Annotated in this window: 15 protein-coding genes and 2 pseudogenes; 15 read left to right on the top strand and 2 right to left on the bottom strand. The window is 64.7% G+C overall.

Annotation, left to right across the window (positions count from 1 at the left end; all coding sequences use genetic code 11):
- Positions 1-7: 7 nt before the first annotated feature.
- The 7 genes and pseudogenes from DNK59_RS16660 (at position 8) to DNK59_RS32530 (ending at position 6,335) form a co-directional block, all read left to right on the top strand.
- Positions 8-640: a hypothetical protein gene (locus tag DNK59_RS16660; protein ID WP_110723917.1), complete on the top strand. Its 633-nt coding sequence runs from the start codon at positions 8-10 to the stop codon at positions 638-640.
- A 15-nt stretch (positions 641-655) separates the two neighbouring features.
- Entirely contained in the window at positions 656-1,444 is a 789-nt protein-coding gene (locus tag DNK59_RS16655) for a nucleotidyltransferase domain-containing protein (RefSeq protein ID WP_110723916.1), read from the top strand.
- 8 nt (positions 1,445-1,452) lie between these two features.
- Positions 1,453-2,481 (top strand): RNA 3'-terminal phosphate cyclase, encoded by a 1,029-nt coding sequence (gene rtcA / locus DNK59_RS16650; protein WP_110723915.1) that lies wholly within the window; start codon positions 1,453-1,455, stop codon positions 2,479-2,481.
- 106 nt (positions 2,482-2,587) lie between these two features.
- Positions 2,588-3,700, top strand: coding sequence for a M50 family metallopeptidase (locus DNK59_RS16645; protein ID WP_110723914.1), 1,113 nt, complete (start codon positions 2,588-2,590; stop codon positions 3,698-3,700).
- Positions 3,701-3,908: 208 nt separating this feature from the next.
- A complete protein-coding gene (locus tag DNK59_RS16640; protein ID WP_092317305.1) occupies positions 3,909-4,202 on the top strand; it encodes a DUF3144 domain-containing protein in 294 nt (97 codons plus the stop codon).
- 93 nt (positions 4,203-4,295) lie between these two features.
- A pseudogene (locus DNK59_RS32535) lies at positions 4,296-5,213 on the top strand (cache domain-containing protein); the annotation flags it as partial.
- Positions 5,199-6,335, top strand: coding sequence for a methyl-accepting chemotaxis protein (locus DNK59_RS32530; protein WP_371920296.1), 1,137 nt, complete (start codon positions 5,199-5,201; stop codon positions 6,333-6,335). The pseudogene DNK59_RS32535 and the gene DNK59_RS32530, both read left to right, overlap by 15 nt.
- A gap of 75 nt (positions 6,336-6,410) precedes the next feature.
- Here DNK59_RS32530 and DNK59_RS16630 read toward each other — a convergent pair whose 3' ends face one another.
- Positions 6,411-6,860 carry a hypothetical protein gene (locus DNK59_RS16630; protein WP_110723912.1) on the bottom strand — a complete coding sequence of 150 codons (450 nt, stop codon included), beginning with the start codon at positions 6,858-6,860 and terminating at the stop codon, positions 6,411-6,413.
- Between the two features lie 247 nt (positions 6,861-7,107).
- On the opposite strand from DNK59_RS16630, the gene DNK59_RS16625 reads away from it, so the two are divergent.
- Positions 7,108-8,835 (top strand): alkaline phosphatase D family protein, encoded by a 1,728-nt coding sequence (locus DNK59_RS16625; protein WP_256596424.1) that lies wholly within the window; start codon positions 7,108-7,110, stop codon positions 8,833-8,835.
- Between the two features lie 7 nt (positions 8,836-8,842).
- Here the strand turns inward: DNK59_RS16625 and lysA are convergent, their stop codons facing one another.
- Positions 8,843-10,075 (bottom strand): diaminopimelate decarboxylase, encoded by a 1,233-nt coding sequence (gene lysA / locus DNK59_RS16620; RefSeq protein WP_110723911.1) that lies wholly within the window; start codon positions 10,073-10,075, stop codon positions 8,843-8,845.
- A 129-nt stretch (positions 10,076-10,204) separates the two neighbouring features.
- On the opposite strand from lysA, the gene DNK59_RS16615 reads away from it, so the two are divergent.
- The 7 genes and pseudogenes from DNK59_RS16615 (at position 10,205) to DNK59_RS16585 (ending at position 19,340) form a co-directional block, all read left to right on the top strand.
- Positions 10,205-11,131 carry a LysR family transcriptional regulator gene (locus DNK59_RS16615; RefSeq protein ID WP_110723910.1) on the top strand — a complete coding sequence of 309 codons (927 nt, stop codon included), beginning with the start codon at positions 10,205-10,207 and terminating at the stop codon, positions 11,129-11,131.
- Between the two features lie 177 nt (positions 11,132-11,308).
- Positions 11,309-12,547, top strand: coding sequence for an HD-GYP domain-containing protein (locus tag DNK59_RS16610; protein WP_110723909.1), 1,239 nt, complete (start codon positions 11,309-11,311; stop codon positions 12,545-12,547).
- Positions 12,548-13,408: 861 nt separating this feature from the next.
- Positions 13,409-14,011 (top strand): annotated as a pseudogene (locus tag DNK59_RS32525) (methyl-accepting chemotaxis protein); the annotation flags it as partial.
- A gap of 12 nt (positions 14,012-14,023) precedes the next feature.
- Positions 14,024-14,392 carry a response regulator gene (locus DNK59_RS16600; RefSeq protein ID WP_110723908.1) on the top strand — a complete coding sequence of 123 codons (369 nt, stop codon included), beginning with the start codon at positions 14,024-14,026 and terminating at the stop codon, positions 14,390-14,392.
- Between the two features lie 32 nt (positions 14,393-14,424).
- On the top strand, positions 14,425-14,742 hold the full coding sequence (locus tag DNK59_RS16595; RefSeq protein WP_110723907.1) for a lipid asymmetry maintenance protein MlaB: 318 nt from the start codon (positions 14,425-14,427) through the stop codon (positions 14,740-14,742).
- A gap of 3 nt (positions 14,743-14,745) precedes the next feature.
- Positions 14,746-16,920, top strand: coding sequence for a chemotaxis protein CheA (locus DNK59_RS16590; RefSeq protein WP_256596421.1), 2,175 nt, complete (start codon positions 14,746-14,748; stop codon positions 16,918-16,920).
- 32 nt (positions 16,921-16,952) lie between these two features.
- Positions 16,953-19,340 (top strand): methyl-accepting chemotaxis protein, encoded by a 2,388-nt coding sequence (locus DNK59_RS16585; RefSeq protein WP_110723906.1) that lies wholly within the window; start codon positions 16,953-16,955, stop codon positions 19,338-19,340.

Raw genomic sequence — 19,340 nt, 5'->3', positions numbered from 1 at the left:
AACCGACATGCTGAGCCCCTTTGAAGATGAGCGCAGCCGGGCGCTGCGCCAACAGTTGCAAGCGGCGTTTTGCGTGTTCGATTTTGTGCGGCTGACGGTGGAACCGGGTGTGGCAGTGGATCAAGCCGTGCATCGCCAGGGCTTGCAGCACCTCTACCAATACCTGATGGCCGAACGCCGCGAGGGCCTGGAAAAACTGCGCCAGGACCCGCGTTACGCCGACGTTGGCGTAACGCCTATGCGCTGGGAGCAGGAGCGGGCGGTGCCCGAGCCGCTCAGCCCGTTGCAGGTCCGGCAGATGGTCCGCGAAGACCTGGAGCAGGAGGAGCCCCTGGCCTTGTACCGGGCGTTTTGCCAGCCGCCGTATGGGCTGCGTTTCCCTGGCGGGGCCGAGCAGGCCCGGCAGGCGTACGGCCAATGGCTGGACCTGCTGGGGCTCGATCCCGAGCAGCAGCCCCACGTGATCAACTGGGTGGGCAACCTGGAGGTGGATTATCAGGCCCCGGCCATGGGGCCGCACCTACTGCCCTGGAGTGAGTATTTCGACGAAGGCCTGGAGTGGTGGGGCGTCTGGTGCCTGACGGTGTGGAACCCCGTGCGCCGGACCCTGAGTGTGCTGGCTGCCAGCAGTACGGATTGAACAAGGAACAGGATCATGGAACACCTCGAACGCCATCCCCTGAGCAGCGCTATGCGTGAACGGGTATTGGAAGAATTGGCGCGCATCGAGCGCGAACGCAACGTCAAGGTGCTGTATGCCTGCGAGTCGGGCAGTCGGGCCTGGGGCTTTGCCTCCACCGACAGTGACTACGACGTGCGTTTCGTCTACGTGGAAAAGCCCGAGTGGTTCATCCAGGTGGATGCCGGGCGCGACGTGATCGAGCGGCCCCTGGACGACGAGCTGGACATCAGCGGCTGGGAACTGCGCAAGACCCTCGGGCTGTTGCGCAAGTCCAACCCGACCCTGCTGGAATGGCTGGACTCGCCCCTGGTGTATCGCAGTGAACCGGCCGCCGCCGCGGGCCTGCGCGAGCTGGCAGAGGCGTTCTACAGCCCGCCGGCGGCGCGCAACCATTATCTGTCGATGGCCAAAAAGAACTTTCGCGGCTACCTGCAAGGCGACAGCGTGCGCTTCAAGAAGTACTTCTACGTGCTGCGGCCCTTGCTCGCGGTGCGCTGGATCGACCAGGGCCGTGGCCGACCGCCGATGACCTTTGCCGACCTGCTGACCACCGTCGACCAGCAACCGCTGCTGGACGAAGTGGCGCAGTTGCTGGCCTTGAAACGCAGCGCCGACGAGTCCGCCTACGGGCCGCGACGCCCGGCACTGCATGCTTTTATCGCCGCCGAGCTGGAGCGCCCCGTGCCCAAGCTGGCGCGCACCCATGAAGACAACGCGTTGCTGGACGCCTACCTGCGGGAAACGGTCCGGCACTACGCCTGAGGAATGTGATGAAACAGGATGTAATCGAACTGGACGGCGCCATCGGCGGCGGCCAGGTACTGCGCAGCGCCTTGAGCCTGTCGATGCTCAGCGGCAAGACCCTGCGTATCCATAATATTCGTGCCCGGCGCAGCCGCCCGGGGCTGCTGCGCCAGCACCTGACCGCGGTGCAGGCGGCGGCCCAGGTGTGTGGCGCCAAGACCTCCGGAGTCGAGCTCGGCTCCCAGGCCCTGACCTTCGAGCCGGGGCCGATCCGTGGCGGCGACTACCGCTTCGCCATTGGCACCGCCGGCAGCTGCACCCTGGTGCTGCAGACCCTGCTGCCGGCGTTGCTCCGGGCTCCGCAGCCCAGCCGCGTGAGCATCAGTGGCGGCACCCACAACCCCCTGGCGCCGCCGGTGGATTTCCTCCAGCAGGCCTGGCTGCCGTTGCTGCAGCGCATGGGTGGGCAGGTGGAGCTGCAACTGCTGCGCCACGGGTTTGTCCCGGCCGGTGGCGGCGAGCTGGAGGCCTTTGTCCAGCCTTCGGTGTTGCAGCCCCTGCACCTTGAGGAGCGTGGTGCACTGCAGGGAAGTCGGGCCTGGGCCCTGAGCGCGGGCCTGCCCGAGCATGTGGCGGAGCGCGAGTTGCGTCGAGTGCACAATCGCCTGGAACTGCCTCGGGAGCACCTCACCCCGGTGCAGCTGGATGAACAATACGGTCCGGGCAATGTGCTGTTGCTGGAGTTCGCCTGCGAGCACCTGACCGAGCTGTTCTGCGGCTTCGGCCAGAACAGCCTGCGGGCGGAAACGGTCGCCGACCTTGCCATCGATCAGGCCCGCGACTGGCTGGATTCCGGTGCGGCGGTGGCTGAGCACCTGGCCGATCAACTGCTGCTGCCCATGGCCCTGGCCGGTGGCGGCAGCTTCACCACGCCGTGCATGACCGAGCACCTGGAGAGCAATATCCGGGTGATCGAAGCCTTCCTGCCGGTGCGGATCGAGTCGCGCTTGCTGAATGAGCAACGGCTGCGAGTGGAGTGTCACGCGCGGGCTTGATGTGGATGGCGCGTTGCGCTCATCACTGAGCGCTGGGGCCTGTTCGCCGGCGAGCGGGCTGCTGCGATTTGCACAATGTTTGGTTTTACTTTCAGGGAAGTACGCAATGGATCGCCATGCCTGGCTCAAGGCCTTGAACAAACTGCTGACGTTGGTGCAACAGCTGGTGTTGCTCAGTGGCTGGTTTCTTGCCGCTCTGATGCTGGGGCTCACCATCAAATCCGAGTGGCAGCCCTTTCTGGCGATGTTTCTGGCTTCGCTGCTGGTGATCGTCGGCGTGCTGGTGCATGAGGGCGGGCATTACCTGGGAGCCCGCTGTTGCGGGATGCCGGTGCTGCAGGTGCGGATCGCCGCCGTGGAACTGCAGGCGCTGCGCCGTGGCTGGCGCCTGCGCTGGTCGCCGCAGCTCAAGCGCAGCCGCCTGGGAGGCTATGTGATGGTGGCGAGCAATGCGCAACGGCCCTTGCGTGGCCAGTGGATGGTGATGGCTCTGGGTGGGCCGCTGCTGAACCTGCTGGTGGGATGCGCGGCGATTGGCCTCGGGTTGCTCTGGCAAGGGATTCCCGGTGCCATTGCCCTGGCCTTTGCCATCGTCAATCTGGTGCTGGGCGTGGGTAACCTGCTGCCAGTGCATGGGGTACTGCCCAGCGATGGCATGCTCCTGCTGGGCTGGTATCTGCATCGCGACGACCAGCGTCCGGAATTGGCCCAGGCGCGCCTGCTGGCCCTGACCGTTGCCGGCGTTCCCAGCGCCCAGTTGCCGGCGCCAGACCTGGAGCGCCTGGCTCGGGGCTCGGTGGCAGAAGCCTTGGTTGCCTTCGGTTATCGGCTCAATGCGAGGCAGGATCGGGGCGACTGGTCCGAGGTGCTGCAGATGGAGCAGGAGCTGGATCAGTTGCTGGCGGCCCGGGCCGGGGAATTGACGGGCATGAGCGGCCTGGTGCAGTTGCTGCGCGGCGAGTTGCTGTTCAATCGGGCTTTCGTGCAGCGCGATGCCCGCGTCCTGAAGGACCTGCCGGCGAGTGCCGATATCGACTGGTACACGCCCTGGCTGCGGCCACGGTGCCTGGCCTTGCAAGCCTTCCTTGAGGGTGACCGGCAGCGCGGCGAACACTGCCTGCGCCAGGCACTGCAAGCGGCGAACAACAGCGTGGCGCTGTCCCAGGGCAGGAGCGAAACCCTGCTCGCCGCACACCTGCGGGCCCTGCCGGCACCTTAGCCTGGGGTGTCGGCTCCCCGGCCGCTCTTGGCGCAGGAGCGGGCTTGCCAGAGAGGACGACAGCAAGGCCGGTGCAAGGCTTGAGGACCGTGTCGCCGGCTAGCCGGCTCCCACGGGGCAATGGGCGAGGATGAAAGTGATCGGTATGCGGGCGCAAAACTCTTATACTCCGGCGCTTTATTTTCCCTACCAGCCAGAGGAACGCCCCGTGGCCAACGAACCGGATCAGGATTTCTTCAACCGCGCCGATGCCATCATCGAGTTGACCAACTCCCACATCGCCGACAGCAGCCGGGGCAAGGCCAGCGCCTCGCTGATGTATGCCAACGCGCGCTTCAGTGCCTGGGTCAGCGCCTGTGGCTGCCGTAGTGCCGAGGAACTGGAAGCGGCCAAGCAACAGGCAGTGGACTATTTCCTGGAGGAGTTCCGCCTGATGCTCGAAGAGAACCTCGCCGATTACATCGAGAATTTCCCGCGCTACATGAGCGGCAAGCAGGACTGAAAGGTCGAACGCCGTCGCTGAGTCAGCGGCGGGTTGTGTGATCTGCGTCACTCTTTGCTCAAGTGATCCCTGCTCCTGGTCGATAAGCTCTGAATGCCTATTGATATGGAGTTCGTCATGGCCTTGCTACCGGTTCGTCTGTCTCATCGTTTGACCCTCGGCAGTATTTTGCTGCTGCTGTTCACAGCGTTGGCGGTATTTGCCGTGATGACGTTACGGGGGCAGCCCAAAGTGGTGGAGGCGAGCTCGGCATTGATCGAACAGACCGGCAGCGCCATCGTCCGCCAACTGGCCTTGCAGTTGGCGGGGATCGAGGGCGTGACCGCCAGCATGGCCCATTTGCTGGAAGGGCTGCCCAAGGAGCAGGCGCTGGTGATGGCCACCTTGCCCAAGCTGATCGACCACGAAGGCGACAAGGCGATCGCCGGGGGCGGCATCTGGCCTGAACCCAATGCCTTCACTGCCGGGGTCGAGCGCCGCAGTTTCTTCTGGGCCCGCAGCGACGCCGGGCCCCTGGCGTTCTCCGATGACTACAACGCTGCCGGCAGCGCCGGTTATCACCACGAAGCCTGGTACACCGGCGCGCGCAACAGTGCGCCGGGGCGTTGCCTGTGGTCCGAGGCCTACCAGGACCCGGTGACCCGGGTGCCGATGACTACCTGCAGCGTGCCGTATCGCCAGAATGGCGCCTTCGCCGGGGTCGCCACCATCGACCTGCGCCTGGATGACCTGGCGCGTTTTCTCAAGGAGCAGGGCGCGGTCACCGGCGGTTATGCCTTTGCCCTGGATCAGGCTGGCAATGTGCTGTATTTCCCCGAGGCCCAGGCCAGCGCCGATGGGCAGATGCTCAGCTTCGAGGCCCTGAGCAAACAGCAGCCCTGGCTGCTCCCGGTCGCCGCAGCCCTGGCCAAGGCGGCACCCGCCGGGCAGGTGCGTAGCCTGGATCTGGAGGAGGATGGCCGCTTGCAGGAAGCGGCGCGGGTCAGCCTGTTCAGCATGCCCGGCAGTGGCTGGACCATCGGCCTGGTGACCCCGGAGCAGAAGGTCACCGGCCTGGCCCGGGCCATGACCACCGAGATCCTGCTGTTCCTGTTGCCGTTGCTGGCGCTGCTGTTGTTCTTTGCCTGGCTGGCCGGGCACAAGCTGATTGCCCAACTGGACGAAACCACCCAGCAGATCGATGCGCTGGGCCGTGGCCAGGCCACTGACAATGCCGAGTTGCATGTGGCCCGGGCTGATGAGATTGGTGCCTTGCGTGGCGCGGTGAACCGCTATGCCGGGCAACTGCGGCAGATGCTGCAGAAGATCGCCAGCGAAGCCCAGCAACTGCAGAACGAAGCCGCGCGCCTGGGTGAACTCAGCAGCACCCTGGCCCAGCGCGCCGAGCAGCAACGCCAGGAAAACACCCAGTTGGCCACGGCCATTACCCAGATGTCCTCCAGTGCTCTTGAAGTGGCGCAGAACACCAACAACTGCGCCGACACCGCACGCCAGTCCCTGGTGGTGGTGCAGGACGGTCAGCAGCGGGTGGCGGCCAACAGTCAGTCGATCCAGCAACTGTCCACGGAAATGGCCGAGGCGGCGGCGGTGATCCAGCGTCTGGAGCAGGACAGCCAGCAGGTCGGCGCGGTGCTGGATGTGATCAAGGCCATCTCCGAGCAGACCAACCTGCTGGCCCTCAACGCCGCCATCGAGGCGGCCCGGGCCGGCGAGCAGGGCCGCGGCTTTGCCGTGGTGGCGGATGAAGTGCGGACCCTGGCCGGCCGCACCCAGACCTCGGCCAACGAGATCAGCGGCATGATCAGCGACCTGCAGCAGGCCTCGCGCCAGGCGGTGCAGGCGATCCAGGCCGGTGAATCGCGTACCCGTGAAGCGGTGGGCGAGGCGTCCGGTGCCTCGGATGCGCTGTCGAGCACTGTCACCAGCTTCGACGATATCTCCCAGCGTGCGCAGCAGATTGCCGTGGCCGCGCAGCAGCAGAGCCATGTGACCCAGGAGATCAACGAACTGGCGGTGCGCATCCACGGCATCAGCGAGGACAACGCCCGGGACGCCCAGGCCCTGGACAAGGTCAGCGAGGCCATGCAGGCCCTGTCCGGGCGCTTGTCGCACCTGAGCCAAGGCCACAGCTGAAGGCTCACCCACCCGGGTCGCCGGCGGTCCGGGTGGGTGTCAGCTGCTTCCCCGGGCCGCCGGTGTCGGCCCGATTCAGCCCAGGCTGAGCCGCACCAGCTGAAAGTTCAGCCACAGCCCAAAGGCCACCCAGCCAAAGCCCAGCAGCCCGCGCACCAGCGGTTTGCCCGCGGCCTTGTGCGGCGCGAGAAGGACCGCGATGGCGGCGCCGATCAGCGCACCCGGAAAATCGAACAGGTAGAACAGCCAGCCCATGGTGTCGACCGATGAGTTGATCCACAGGCAGAACAACTGCAGGTGCGCCGCCAGGGCCAGGGCCACGCCGGTGAACAGCGCCGGGGCAGGACGGGTGGCCAGCAGCAGTCCGAGTATCAGCCCCTGGGGTAGCCAATAGGCGGCGAAGTTTTCCCAGAAATAATCCATCGGTTGCCAGGCCCGGACGATTGCCAGGGACAGCCCCCAGAACAGTGCGGCGGCAGCGGGCAGATGATTTGCGGAGAGCAGACGCAAGGTGCGGGAAGGCATGCAGGATCTCGGTAAGGCGACAGGGGATCAACCGTGCTGGCGGTCGGGAGTCATGGCCATCAGCGCGAAGCCCGAGGGGGCGGAATCTAGCACAGGGTGATCGCTGACATGGCGTTACCTGCATGAGTCTGCTGAGGTTCGATGCGCCGCCTGCGCCGACCGGCTGTCAGGGTGGCTCGGCGAGGCTTGTCGGTGGCCGCGGCCGAGCTAGGCTTTGCCTGCACACCCCACCAAGGAGCAGGTCATCGTGAGCACCCTTCGCACGCCTTCCTTAGGCCCGATCGTCGGGCACACCACCGACACTTCCTGCCGTTTATGGATCGCCGCTTCCGACGCCCTAGACGAGAAGGGCGTGGCGGAGGATATCCGCACCATCGGCGTCATTGGCGTGGTCAGCAGTAACGGCCGGGTCGCCGCGGAAAACATCTTCTACTTTCGCTTGCGACGTGAGTACCACCGGACCGGCACCTTCAATCTCGGGGTGGATACCAGCCTGTGGGGCAGCGAGGCCGCGCGCAAGCAGCTCAAGCCCTTTGCGCTGACGCCGGGCACCCGCTACCGGGTGCGCATGGCCTCGCTCAACGTCGATGACGCGGGCAACAACGATGACGAGGTGTCCAGCGAGTCGGTGGTGCAGCGCCTGCCCGAGCCCGGGGCCTGGGCCAATGACCTGAACCGCAGTGGCGCCGACAAGATGTACGTCGAGGCCGAATTCACCACCCGGGCCAGCGCGGTGCCGGGTGAGGCATCAGACCTGAGCTTCCTGCTGGGCTCGTGCCGCTACCCGGGGCTGCTGTGGAAACGCAAGAACTCCGACACGATCTTCGGGCCGATGCTCAGCAAACACGCCGACGCGCAGATGGTGCTGATGGTCGGCGACCAGATCTACGCCGACCTGTTCAACCGCCTGGTGCCGGTGGGGCTGGCGGACACCTTCGAGGAGTTCGAGGAGCGCTACCACAGCGCCTTCGGCTCACCGAACATCCGCCAACTGCTGGCCCACATGCCCACGTACATGATCCTTGATGACCACGAGATCGAGGACAACTGGACCCAGGACCGAATCCGCAAGGACCGTGACAAGCGCCTGCTGTTCAACCTCGCCATGGGCGCCTACATGAGCTACCAGTGGAGCCATGGGCCACGCTTTGCCGACAGCTATGTGCATGGCCGGACCATGACCGGTGACGATCAGTACCTGCAGCAGTTGCAGACCAACCAGCTGTTCTATGACTTTTCCTGTGGCCACTACCCGTTCTTCGTCCTCGACACCCGTACCCAGCGCTTTCTCGACGATGTGCCGGACGCCCTGGACGACAACCACCTGCTGGGCCGCCCCTCACTGCACCGCAGCGAGCCGGGTCAGCTCGACCGGCTGTGTGCCTGGCTGCAGCACATGCAGGAGGATCGGGGCAATGTGCCCAAGTTCGTGGTCACCTCCAGCGTCTTCGTGCCCAATGGCGTGGACACCGTGGGCAGCGACTCTGACGCGGTACGCCACAAGAACGACAGCGACTCCTGGTCGGCTTTCCCCACCACGCGCCGCGCCGTGCTGGAAACCCTGGTCGAGCACCAGGTGCAGAACGTGGTGTTCCTGTCCGGGGACATTCACTGCTCGAACATTTCCCGCTTGCAGTTCAGCGCCGCGGGGCAGGGGCTCAAGTGCTACGCGGTCACCTCGTCGGCGTTCTACTGGCCCTTTCCCTTTGCCGACGGCGATCCGGCCGGGTACGTGCACGACTCGACGGCGCCGCAAACGCCGGACAGCTTTGCGCTCTTCGACGGTACGCAGACCATGGACTACCAGACCTGGGCCTTCACCCAGGCGGACAACTTTGCCCGCCTGGACCTGAAGCCCGATGACGCTCAACTGGTGGTGCAGTTCTACGGTGCCGACGGTGAGCCACTGGTGACCCGCAAGCAGGACGACAGCGTGGACAACCAGCCGCAACGGCTGCGGCTGGAGCCCTGGTAACGGGGCGTTACAGCCCCAGTTCCAGTGCCAGCAGATCCGCCAGGGGCTGGCGCCGGCGGATCAGTTTCGGCTGGCCGTTGGCGAACAGCACTTCCGGCAGCAGCGGCCTGCTGTTGTAGTTGGAGGACATGCTGGCGCCGTAGGCGCCGGTGTCGTGCAGCACCAGCAGGTCGCCGACCCGGGCCTGGGGCAGCAGGCGCGGGGTCAGGCATTCGTCGTCCTGGGTGAAGATGTCACCGGACTCACACAGTGGGCCGCCGACCACGGTCAACTGCTGCGGGCGGTCCACCGCCTGGCCGGCGGCATCCAGCAGGCTCATGCCGTGGTAGGCGCCGTACATGGCCGGGCGCATCAGGTCGTTGAAACCGGTGTCCACCAGCACGAAGTGGTGCTGGCCGGCGCTCTTCACCACCCGCACTTCGCTGACCAGGCAACCGGCCTCGGCCACCAGGAAGCGCCCGGGTTCGATCTCCATGCGCACGCCGTGGCCCAGGTAGGCCTCGATCTCCTGGCGCGCGACCTTCCAGGCATTGGCGTAGCGCTGCACGTCCACCGGGGTGTCGCCGTCGCGGTAAGGGGTGGATAGGCCGCCGCCGATGGAGAAGGCCTCGATGTCGTGGTCCAGGGATTTCACCGCCGCCACCATGGCCGCGCCCACTTGCTCCAGGTGGTCGTAGTCGACCCCGGAACCGATGTGCATGTGCAGGCCCACCAGGTGCAGGCGGTATTGGCGGATCACCGCCAGGGCTTCGCCGACCTGGTCGTGCCAGATGCCGTGCTTGCTGTTCTCGCCGCCGGTGTTGGTCTTGCGGCTGTGGCCGTGGCCGAAGCCCGGGTTGATCCGCAGCCACACCCGGTGTCCCGGGGACTGCTCCCCGAGCTGGCGCAGCATGTCGATGGAGCCGGCGTTGACCTCCACCTGCAGCTCCACCACGCGCTTGAGGGTGGCTTCGTCGAACAGGTCGCAGGTGAAGACGATGCCGGCATCCACCGGGCTGAAGCCGGCCAGCAGGGCGCGCTCGATTTCCCCCAGGGACACCGCGTCGACCCGCACTCCGGCTTCGCCGATCAGGCGCAGCAGGTGCAGGTTGGATGAGGCTTTCTGGGCGTAGCGCACCACGTCGAAGGCCTGCAGTTGGGCGATGCGCGCCTGGATGGTGGCGGCGTCGTAGCACCACAGCGGAGTGCCGTATTGACGGGCGGCGGCGGCGAGTTGAGCGGGGGCGAAGGGAATGGCCATGGCGATTGCAATCTGTGGTCAGTGAGAGTGGTTGCAGCATGCCGAGGATTGGCTATTCAATAAAATATCTATTCTTTGTTGGTCAATTCAGATTTGATATGGATTGATTGATCGAAGGAGCCTCTGTTGATGGACATCTCCCTGCGCCATATCGAAGTCTTCCGCGCCATCATGCAGGCCGGCAGCGTTACCGGCGCCGCGCGCCTGCTGTTTACCTCGCAACCCACGGTCAGCCGCGAACTGGCGCGGTTGGAAAGCCTTTCCGGGCTGCGTCTGTTCGACCGCGAAGGCGGGCGCCTGCTGCCCACCGCCCAGGCCCTGCTGTTGCTGGAGGAAGTGGAGCGGGCCTATGTGGGGCTGGAACGGATCAACAGCGTGGCCCAGTCGATCCGCCGTTTCGAACACGGCCAGTTGAGCCTCAGTTGCCTGCCGTTGTTTTCCCAGACCCTGCTGCCCCGAGTGTGCAAGCGCTTCTTGCAGCAGCATCCGGGGATCGGCCTGAGCATCACCGCTCAGGAGTCGCCGCTGCTGGAAGAGTCCCTCAGCGCCCAGCGCCATGACCTGGGCCTGACCGAAAGCGAGCACCTGCCCCGGGGCACCCAGGGCGAGTTGCTGTTCTGCGCCGACATGGTCTGCATCCTCGCGGACCAGCATCCGTTGCTGGCCAAGCCACGGTTGGGGCTGGAGGATTTTCGCGGCCAGGACTTCATCAACCTCTCGGGCCTGGATATCTACCGGCAGACCCTGGACGAGCATTTTCGCCAGGCCGGGGTCGATCGCCGGGTGGTGGTGGAAACCACCAGCGCCGCCTCGGTGTGCGCCATGGTGCGCCAGCAATTGGGCGTGGCGATCATCAATCCCTTGAGCGCCATGGAGGAAGTCGGACGCGGCCTGGCGATCCGGTCGCTGGCGTTTTCGGTGCCGTACCGGGTGATGCTGATCCGCCCGGACTACCGGCCGTCATCGAGTTTTGTCGAGGGCTTCTGCGAGTCGTTGCGTGAAGAGGCCGGGCAACTGGCCATGGCCTTGCAACAAAGGCTGCAAGCCGTCACCTAGGAATTTCCCTAGGCCGATGGCGAGTATCCCTAGGGAAAAATCGGGATGTTCCGATGGCTGGCGTAGTGTCGTATTGCCATTGTCGATCTTGCATCAGGACCACAATCACTGCGTGTCCGGTGGGGTTCAGGGAATGCTTCAGCGAAGGGCGACAGCCACCTGGAAAGGCCATCTATCGTGCTCAGACATATCGAAGTCAGCCAACTGTGCGTTGGCATGTTTATCCATGAACTCTGCGGTTCCTGGGTCGATCATCCGTTCTGGAAGCGTAGTTTTCTGCTGGAGCGTCCCGAAGACCTGGAGGCGATCCGCGTCTCGCCGATCCACAGCCTGTGGATCGACCTCGACAAAGGGCTGAACGTTGCCGGCGAGCCGGTGCCGGCCTTGCGCATCGTCGAGCCGGCCGAGCCCCCTCGCAAGCCGCTGCGCCGTCCGCTCGTGCCACCCAGGCTGGCGATGAACGATGAATTGCTGCGCGCCGCCGATATCTGCTCACGCTCCAAGGCGGCGGTGGCGCAGATGTTCAGCGAGTTGCGCATGGGCCAGGTGCTCGGCCTGGAACGGGTCGGCGAAATGGTGCTGGAGATCTCCGATTCGCTGATGCGCCATCCCGACGCGCTGATCAGCCTGGCCCGGCTGAAGACGGCCGACGAATACTGCTACCTGCATTCGGTGGCGGTGTGTGCGTTGATGATCGGCCTGGCGCGGCGCCTCGAGCTGCCGCCGCATCTGGTGCAGGAAGCCGGTATTGCCGGGTTGTTGCATGACGTCGGCAAGATGGGGCTGCCCGCGCAGATCCTGGGCAAGACCTCTGCCCTCGATGAGCAGGAGAGGCGGATCTGGTGCGGGCACCCCGAGGCTGGCGGCAAAATGCTCCTCGAATCCCGGCACATCAGCCTGCGGGTGCTGGATGTCTGCCTGCATCACCATGAACGCGCCGACGGCAGCGGTTATCCCCACAAGTTGTGTGGTAGCCAGATCAGCCTGTTCGCGCGAATGGCGGCGGTCTGCGATGTCTACGATTCGAAGACGTCCAGGTGCTCCGGCAAACCGCTCTGGGACCCGGCCGAGGCGATTCGCCAGATGGTCTTGGCGTCCGCCAAGTTCGACCAGAAGGTGTTGCATGCCTTTATCCGGTGCGTCGGCATCTACCCGGTCGGCACCTTGGTGCGTTTGCGCAGCGGACGTCTGGCGGTGGTACTGGAGCAGCATCCCGAGACGTTGCTGATGCCCAAGGTCAAGGTGTTCTACTCGATTGCCCGGCGGATGCCGATCGATCAGCAGGTCGTCGATCTGGCACTGATGGCGCAGGAGGAATCGATTCTGGGGCCTGAGTCGGAGAAGACCTGGGGTTTCAAGAACCTTGAACAATTCTGGACCGCCGGGGCCGTAGGCGAGGGCGGGCAGGCGCATTGACACGCGGCTCGCCGGCAGCCTTGCCGGCGAGCCGGGCCCCGGCTGCCGCCGCCGGGGCCGATTCTCGGGTGCCTCCGGGCACTGCATCAGATTTTTCCTACCCCGGTTCGCAAATCCCTAGTTGCAAATAGGGATGCTCCGATGGGGCGGTTGACATCATTAAGCCATTATCTGTTCCAAGGCGTCGGAAAGATCCGTTTCCGGCGGTTCTGCCCTGCAACACCGGTCTTTCGGTCATGCCCGACCGAAGGGGAAACAGAGCTGACTTGGAGAGACAAGGTGAAAGGACAACAAACTTCCTGCGCCGTGTGCTTGACCCTGGCCCCCGCTGGCGTGAGCGGCCTCTTCGGCGCCATGGCGATTGTCGCCGGTGATCGGTTCGACAGCCTGTCCTGGTGGCTGGTCGCCGGCGCCGTGTTGCTGCTGGCGCTGCTGATGGGGGCCCAGGCCTGGCGTACCCTGCAGGCCGAGCGCGCAGCTCATGGCCTGGCGCTTGAGCAGTGGCAGGCACCCGTGGTGGTCAGCGCCGAAGCGGGCCTGGGTGAGGTCTGCGACAAGGTGCTGCCGATCTGGGGCAACCAGATCGAAACCGCCCGCAGCCTCAGCGAAACCTCGATCTGCCAGCTTAGCCAGCGCTTCGCCAGCCTTTCCGGCGATATCTCGATGTCCGCTTGCAACAGTGCCGGGCAGCAGTCCGGCACCCGCTTGCTGGAGATCCTTGAAGTCGGCCAGCACGACCTCGACTCGATCATGATTGCCCTGCGTGGTGCCTTGTCACGCAAGGAGTCGGAACTCAAGGAGGTCCTGTTGCTGGCCGAGTTCACCTCGCAGTTGCAGGAAATGGCCAAGTTCGTCGGCGACATCGCCCGTCAGACCAATCTGCTGGCTCTCAACGCGGCCATCGAGGCGGCGCGTGCCGGGGACGCCGGACGAGGGTTCGCGGTGGTGGCCGACGAGGTGCGCAAGCTCTCCAGCCTGTCGGGCGAGACCGGCATGAAGATCAGTGAAACCGTGAATACGGTGAATGCGGCGATCTCGCGGACGGTGGATCTGTCGCGCTATCAGGCCCAGCAGGACTCCCAGACCCTGGAACAGTCCGAGCGGGTCGTGGCCCAGGTCATCAAGCACTTTCAGAGCAGCGCGCAGGCCATAGTCGATGCCAGCAACGGGCTGCAGCAACAGAACGAAAAGGTCGCCAGGGAAATCGCCGATGTGCTGGTGGCCCTGCAGTTTCAGGACCGCGTCAGCCAGATCCTGAGTCTGGTCAATCGCGACCTGGACAAGTTGCACGAGCACATGGAGCACCAGCGGCAACAGTCTGCCGCCGGGCAGCCGGTGCAACCGGTCGATGCCCAGGCGTGGCTGGACCAGTTGGCCAGGACCTACACCACGCCTGAACAGCACGCGATCCATCAGGGCAGGTCGGTGGCCCGGTCCGATGCATCCGAGATCACTTTCTTCTAGGGAGAAGCCGCCATGAGCAAAATCATTCTGATCGTCGATGACTCCGCTTCGATCCGCCAGGTCGTGAGCATTACCTTGAAAGGCGCGGGCTACGAAGTGATCGAAGGCTGCGACGGCAAGGACGGCCTGAGCAAGCTCGACGGCCGCAAGATCCACCTCATCGTCAGCGATGTGAACATGCCCAACATGGACGGCCTGAGCTTCGTCAAGGCGGCCAAGGCGCTGCCAGCCTACAAGTTCACCCCGGTGATCATGCTCACCACCGAAGCCGGTGATGCAATGAAACAGCAGGGCCAGGCGGTCGGCGCCAAGGCCTGGATGGTCAAGCCCTTCCAGCCGGCACAGATGCTCAGCGCGGTTGCCAAGTTAATCATGCCTTGAGTCCAACCTGGCCTTTGGCCACGGAGGTTGCCATGCATCACACAACACCCAGTCTGCGGCGGATCCTGGTCCTCGAAGGCCCCTTGACCATCTACACCGCAGCCGAACGCAAGGACCTGCTCCTGGAGCTTTTTCCATTGGCCCGGGAAGTGGAGATGGACCTGGCGAGCGTCGATGAGCTGGACACCGCCGGCCTGCAGCTGCTGGTACTGGCCAAGCAAGAGTCGCTGCGCCAGGGCTGCAGCCTGATCCTGCGCAACCCCAGCAGCGCGGTGATCCAGGCCCTGGACCTGAGCGGCTTGCACGCTTACTTCGAGGCGCCCCAGGGCACCCCGGCAGAGAGGGCATGAGCCATGACTCCGCAGATCAATCTGGATGAAGTGCTGCAGACCTTTGTCGCGGAAAGCCAGGAGCTGTTGCTGCTGATGGAAGACGCGCTGCTGCAGATCGAACAGGCCCCCGATGACATCGATACGATCAACGCGCTGTTTCGTGTCGCACACACCATCAAGGGTTCCGCCGGCCTGTTTGGGCTGACCCCGATCGTAGCCTTTACCCATGTCGCCGAGAGCGTGCTGGACCGGGTGCGCAGCCTGGAACTGCGGATGGACGCCGGCATGAGCGCGCTGTTTCTCGACGTGCGTGATCACCTCAATGAGTTGATCGAGATGCTCGCTGGCCAAGGCAACCTGCAGGCCCTGACGGCCGACCAGGAACACCGTGGCGGCGAGCTGGTGGCCCGGCTCAATGCTTACCTGTCGGGTGCTTCGGGCGCCGACGATGGCGCCGTGGCTGACCTGCACGGTGCCGTGCCTGGCGTGCTGCAAGCGACCGGCCAGCGGCGCTGGCACCTGTCTCTGCGCTTTGCTGCCGATGTGCTGCGCAATGGCATGGATCCGCTATCCGTCCTGCGCTACCTCAACAGTTTTGGACAGATCACCGGAGTCTCTTGCGTCTGCGAGCGGCTGCCGGAGGTGGCGGAGATGGACCCTGAAACCTGTTACCTGGGGTTCGAGCTGGCATTCCTTAGCGACGTGGAACGCTCGACCATTGAGGAGGCATTCGATTTTGTCCGTGAAGACAGTCAGATCAACGTATTGGCCGTGGAATCCGTGCCGCAGGCGTTGCTCGCGCTCAGCGAGCGCCTGGGCGAGGATCCTGCGGGCCTGGCGCAGCGGTTCATCGACTGTGGCTCGCTGACCTGCGAAGCCTGGGCCGCGCTGCTGGCGGCCAAGGCCTGCCAGGAGCAGGCCCCGGCGCCAGCACAACACCCGGCGCTCGCCGATGACGACCTGCCTGCTGCCGTCGAGGCGCCGCGCCACGGCGCCAAGCCCGCCAAGGAGTCGCGGGCCGCCGAGGCCAACCTGATCCGGGTCGATGCCGGCAAGCTCGACCAGCTGATCAACCTGGTGGGCGAACTGATCATCGCCGGGGCCGGGGCCAGCCTGGTGGCCGTGCGCAGCGGCATTGGCGAGATGATCGAGGCCACCAGTTCACTTGGACGCCTGGTGGAGGAGGTTCGCGATTCGGCGCTGACCCTGCGCATGGTGCAGATCGGTGGCACCTTCAATCGTTTCCAGCGGGTGGTGCGCGATGTGTCCAAGGAGCTGGACAAGGACATCGTGCTGCAGGTCAACGGTGGTGAAACCGAGCTGGACAAGACGGTGGTCGAACGCATTGGCGACCCCCTCACGCACCTGGTGCGCAATGCCATGGACCATGGCATCGAGAACGCCAAACTGCGCCGCGAGCGAGGCAAGCCGGTGCAGGGCACGGTCAGGCTCAACGCCTACCACGAAGCCAGCAGCATCGTTATCGAAGTGTGTGATGACGGCGGTGGCCTGAATCCACAACGCATCCTGGCCAAGGCCCGCGAGCGTGGCCTGGTGGCGCCAGGGCAGGAACTCTCGGAGCAGGAAGTGCTGAACCTGATCTTCGAGCCCGGCTTCTCCACCGCCGAGCAGGTCAGCAACCTGTCCGGGCGTGGCGTGGGCATGGACGTGGTGAAGAGAAATATCGTCGCCCTGCGCGGCAGCGTCAGCCTGGAGAGCGTCGAGACGATGGGTACCACGGTGCGTATCCGCCTGCCGCTGACCCTGGCGATCATCGATGGCTTCCTGATCGGCGTGGGCAAGGCGTCGTATGTCGTGCCGCTGGACATGGTCGAGGAGTGCATCGAGCTGCCGTCGGCCGAATGCGTCAGCCAGGGCCATCTGGACATGCGCGGAACGGTGCTGCCGTTGCTGCGCCTGCGGCAGGTGTTTGATGTCGATGAACCGCCCAGCGGCCGTGAAAACATTGTCGTGGTGCATTACGCCGGGGTTCGCGTTGGGTTGGTGGTCGACCAGTTGCTGGGCGAATTCCAGACCGTGATCAAACCCTTGAACAAGTTGTTCGGTACGGCCCATGGATTGGGTGGCTTCACCATTCTGGGAAGCGGCGCCGTCGCGCTGATCCTGGACATTCCCAAACTACTCGGGCAGGTGGCTGGCCAGCAGAAGCTGGGCGCCGAGCTGGCCTTGAACTGACTCAATAAGTTAACTCCCTGGAGTACTGTGTCATGACCGTCAAAAAGAACATCTCGTTGTTGGTCGCTTCCGCTCTGGCAGGCATCCTGATCCTGGCGGTGGTCAGTCTCAATCTGATCGGGCATGTGCGGACCACCGCCAGCTATGCCCAGGTCAACACCTTGCCCAGCATCGTTGTGCTGGACCAGGTGGCCGATTCCCTTAGCAATCTTCGCGCTCAGCAATGGCAGCGGCTGGCCGGGGCCAGCGGTGGCGCCTCGCTGGAAGTGGGACGGGCCCAGGCCACGGTGGTCCAGGCCCTGGACCGCTATCAGAAAGAGCTGCTGTCCGATGATCACGACGCTGGCTTGCTCAACAGCCTGCGCAGCCGTATCGACGACTACAGCCGCAGCCAGGAACGCATCGATGGCCTGCTCCAGGCTGGCGACCAGACGGCGGCGCGTACCCTGCTGCTCGACAGTGAAGCCTTGCGGGCCAAGGTGGTCGCGATCCTGGACGAGATGCGCCAGTACAACCTCGAACTGGGCAGCAAGGGGGCGCTGGTTGCCGCCAGTACCGAGCAATCCGCGCTGTACACCATTGTGCTGGTGGCGTGCGTGACCCTGCTGCTGACGGTGGTCCTTGGCGGACTGCTGGCGCGTGGCCTGCTGCGGACCCTGGGCGGGGAACCGGATGCGGTGCGGGTGCTGGTGGAGCGCATGCTCGCCGGCCAGTTGGAGGTCGCCGAGGGCAGCCCGTCGCAGGAAGGCGTGCTGGGGAAAATGCAGCAATTGAACGCCACCCTGCAGCAGTTGCTCGGCGCCATGAACCACATGTCCGCCGAACACGACAAGGGGGATATCGATGTGCAGATCGACACTAGCCAGTTTGCCGGGCAGTACGGGGTGATGGCGCAAGGCATCAACGGCATGGTCAACGGTCACATCAGCGTGAAGAAACAGGCCATGGCCTGCATCAAGTCGATCAGCGAGGGCGACCTGAGCGCGCCGCTGCAAGCCTTCCCCGGCAAGAAAGCCTTTATCAACCAGACCGTGGAGCAACTGCGCAGCACCCTCCTGGCGCTGATCGATGAAATGGGCCGGATGGCCAGCGAGCATGAAAAAGGCGACATCGATGTGCAGATCGATGCCCCGCGATTCCAGGGCGCCTACCGCCAGATCGCCCAGGGCATCAACGACATGGTCAACGGCCACATCAGCGTGAAAAAACAGGCCATGGCGTGCATCCGGGCGTTCGGTGAAGGTGATCTTTCGGCGCCGCTGGCGCGCTTTCCGGGCAAGAAAGCCTTCATCAACGAGCACATCGAGCAACTGCGCAGCAACATCCAGGCCCTGGTGCAAGACACCCGGATGCTCAGTGACAACGCGCTGATCGGCCAGCTTGAGGCTCGGGCCGACAGCACTCGCCATCAGGGGGATTTCCGCAGCATCGTGGCCGGGATCAACAACACCCTGGACCTGATCGTCGCCCCTCTTACCGAGGCGATGGAGGTGATGGTGGCGCTGTCCAACGGTGACCTGACCCGCAGCGTCAAGGGCGACTACCAGGGCAGCCTGCTGGCCCTGAAAAACGCGGTCAACGACACGGTGGACAAGCTCTCGCGGATTATCGGCGAGGTCCGCAGCTCCGCCGATTCGCTGTCCAGTGCCTCGGAAGAGATTTCCGCCACGGCCCAGAGCATTAGCCAGTCGGCTTCGGTTCAGGCGGCGTCGGTGGAGGAAACCTCGGCGTCCATGGAACAGATGTCGGCTTCGATCGCGCAGAACACGGAAAACGCCAAAGTCACCGACGGCATGGCCGGCAAGGCCACTCAGGAAGCCAGCGAGGGTGGGCAGGCGGTGAAGGACACCGTGGCGGCAATGAAGACCATCGCCGAGAAGATTGGCATCGTCGATTCGATCGCTTACCAGACCAACCTGCTGGCGCTCAACGCAGCGATCGAGGCGGCCCGCGCCGGCGAGCACGGCAAGGGCTTCGCCGTGGTGGCGGCGGAAGTGCGCAAGCTGGCCGAGCGCAGCCAGATAGCGGCGCAGGAGATCGGCCAAGTGGCCAAGAGCAGCGTGGCCCTGGCCGAACGGGCCGGCAGCCTGCTGGATGAAATCGTGCCGTCGATCACCAAAACCTCGGACCTGGTCCAGGAAATCGCCGCGGCTTCCGAGGAACAGTCCATCGGCTCCGAGCAGATCAACAGCGCCATGTCGCAGATGAGCCAGATCACCCAGCAGAACGCCTCGGCCTCCGAGGAACTGGCGGCCACCGCCGAGGAGATGAGCAGCCAGGCCGAGCAACTGCAGGAACTCATGGGCTTCTTCACTCTGCAAGGTGGTGCAGCGATGGCCCTGGTGCCGCGCAGTTCGGCCAGCCAGGCGGCGCAAGACAATGACCTGGTCCACGGCGGCTTTGTCCGTTTCGGGAGTTGA

The sequence above is a fragment of the Pseudomonas sp. TKO26 genome (genome assembly GCF_003225665.1).
GTDB classification, from domain to species: domain Bacteria; phylum Pseudomonadota; class Gammaproteobacteria; order Pseudomonadales; family Pseudomonadaceae; genus Aquipseudomonas; species Aquipseudomonas saponiphila.
Note: the sequence above shows the minus strand (reverse complement) of the source record. Positions and strands in the feature narration are given on the sequence as shown.

What these genes read in the sequence shown, in the direction of transcription:
- DNK59_RS16595 (WP_110723907.1), top strand. Translation starts at nt 14,425, where the DNA reads ATGCATCACACAACACCCAGTCTGCGGCGGATCCTGGTCCTCGAAGGC.
- DNK59_RS32530 (WP_371920296.1), top strand. Translation starts at nt 5,199, where the DNA reads ATGCCCGGCAGTGGCTGGACCATCGGCCTGGTGACCCCGGAGCAGAAG.
- DNK59_RS16585 (WP_110723906.1), top strand. Translation starts at nt 16,953, where the DNA reads ATGACCGTCAAAAAGAACATCTCGTTGTTGGTCGCTTCCGCTCTGGCA.
- lysA (WP_110723911.1), bottom strand. Translation starts at nt 10,075, where the DNA reads ATGGCCATTCCCTTCGCCCCCGCTCAACTCGCCGCCGCCGCCCGTCAA.
- DNK59_RS16630 (WP_110723912.1), bottom strand. Translation starts at nt 6,860, where the DNA reads ATGCCTTCCCGCACCTTGCGTCTGCTCTCCGCAAATCATCTGCCCGCT.
- DNK59_RS16600 (WP_110723908.1), top strand. Translation starts at nt 14,024, where the DNA reads ATGAGCAAAATCATTCTGATCGTCGATGACTCCGCTTCGATCCGCCAG.
- DNK59_RS16655 (WP_110723916.1), top strand. Translation starts at nt 656, where the DNA reads ATGGAACACCTCGAACGCCATCCCCTGAGCAGCGCTATGCGTGAACGG.
- DNK59_RS16645 (WP_110723914.1), top strand. Translation starts at nt 2,588, where the DNA reads ATGGATCGCCATGCCTGGCTCAAGGCCTTGAACAAACTGCTGACGTTG.
- DNK59_RS16590 (WP_256596421.1), top strand. Translation starts at nt 14,746, where the DNA reads ATGACTCCGCAGATCAATCTGGATGAAGTGCTGCAGACCTTTGTCGCG.
- rtcA (WP_110723915.1), top strand. Translation starts at nt 1,453, where the DNA reads ATGAAACAGGATGTAATCGAACTGGACGGCGCCATCGGCGGCGGCCAG.
- DNK59_RS16615 (WP_110723910.1), top strand. Translation starts at nt 10,205, where the DNA reads ATGGACATCTCCCTGCGCCATATCGAAGTCTTCCGCGCCATCATGCAG.
- DNK59_RS16660 (WP_110723917.1), top strand. Translation starts at nt 8, where the DNA reads ATGCTGAGCCCCTTTGAAGATGAGCGCAGCCGGGCGCTGCGCCAACAG.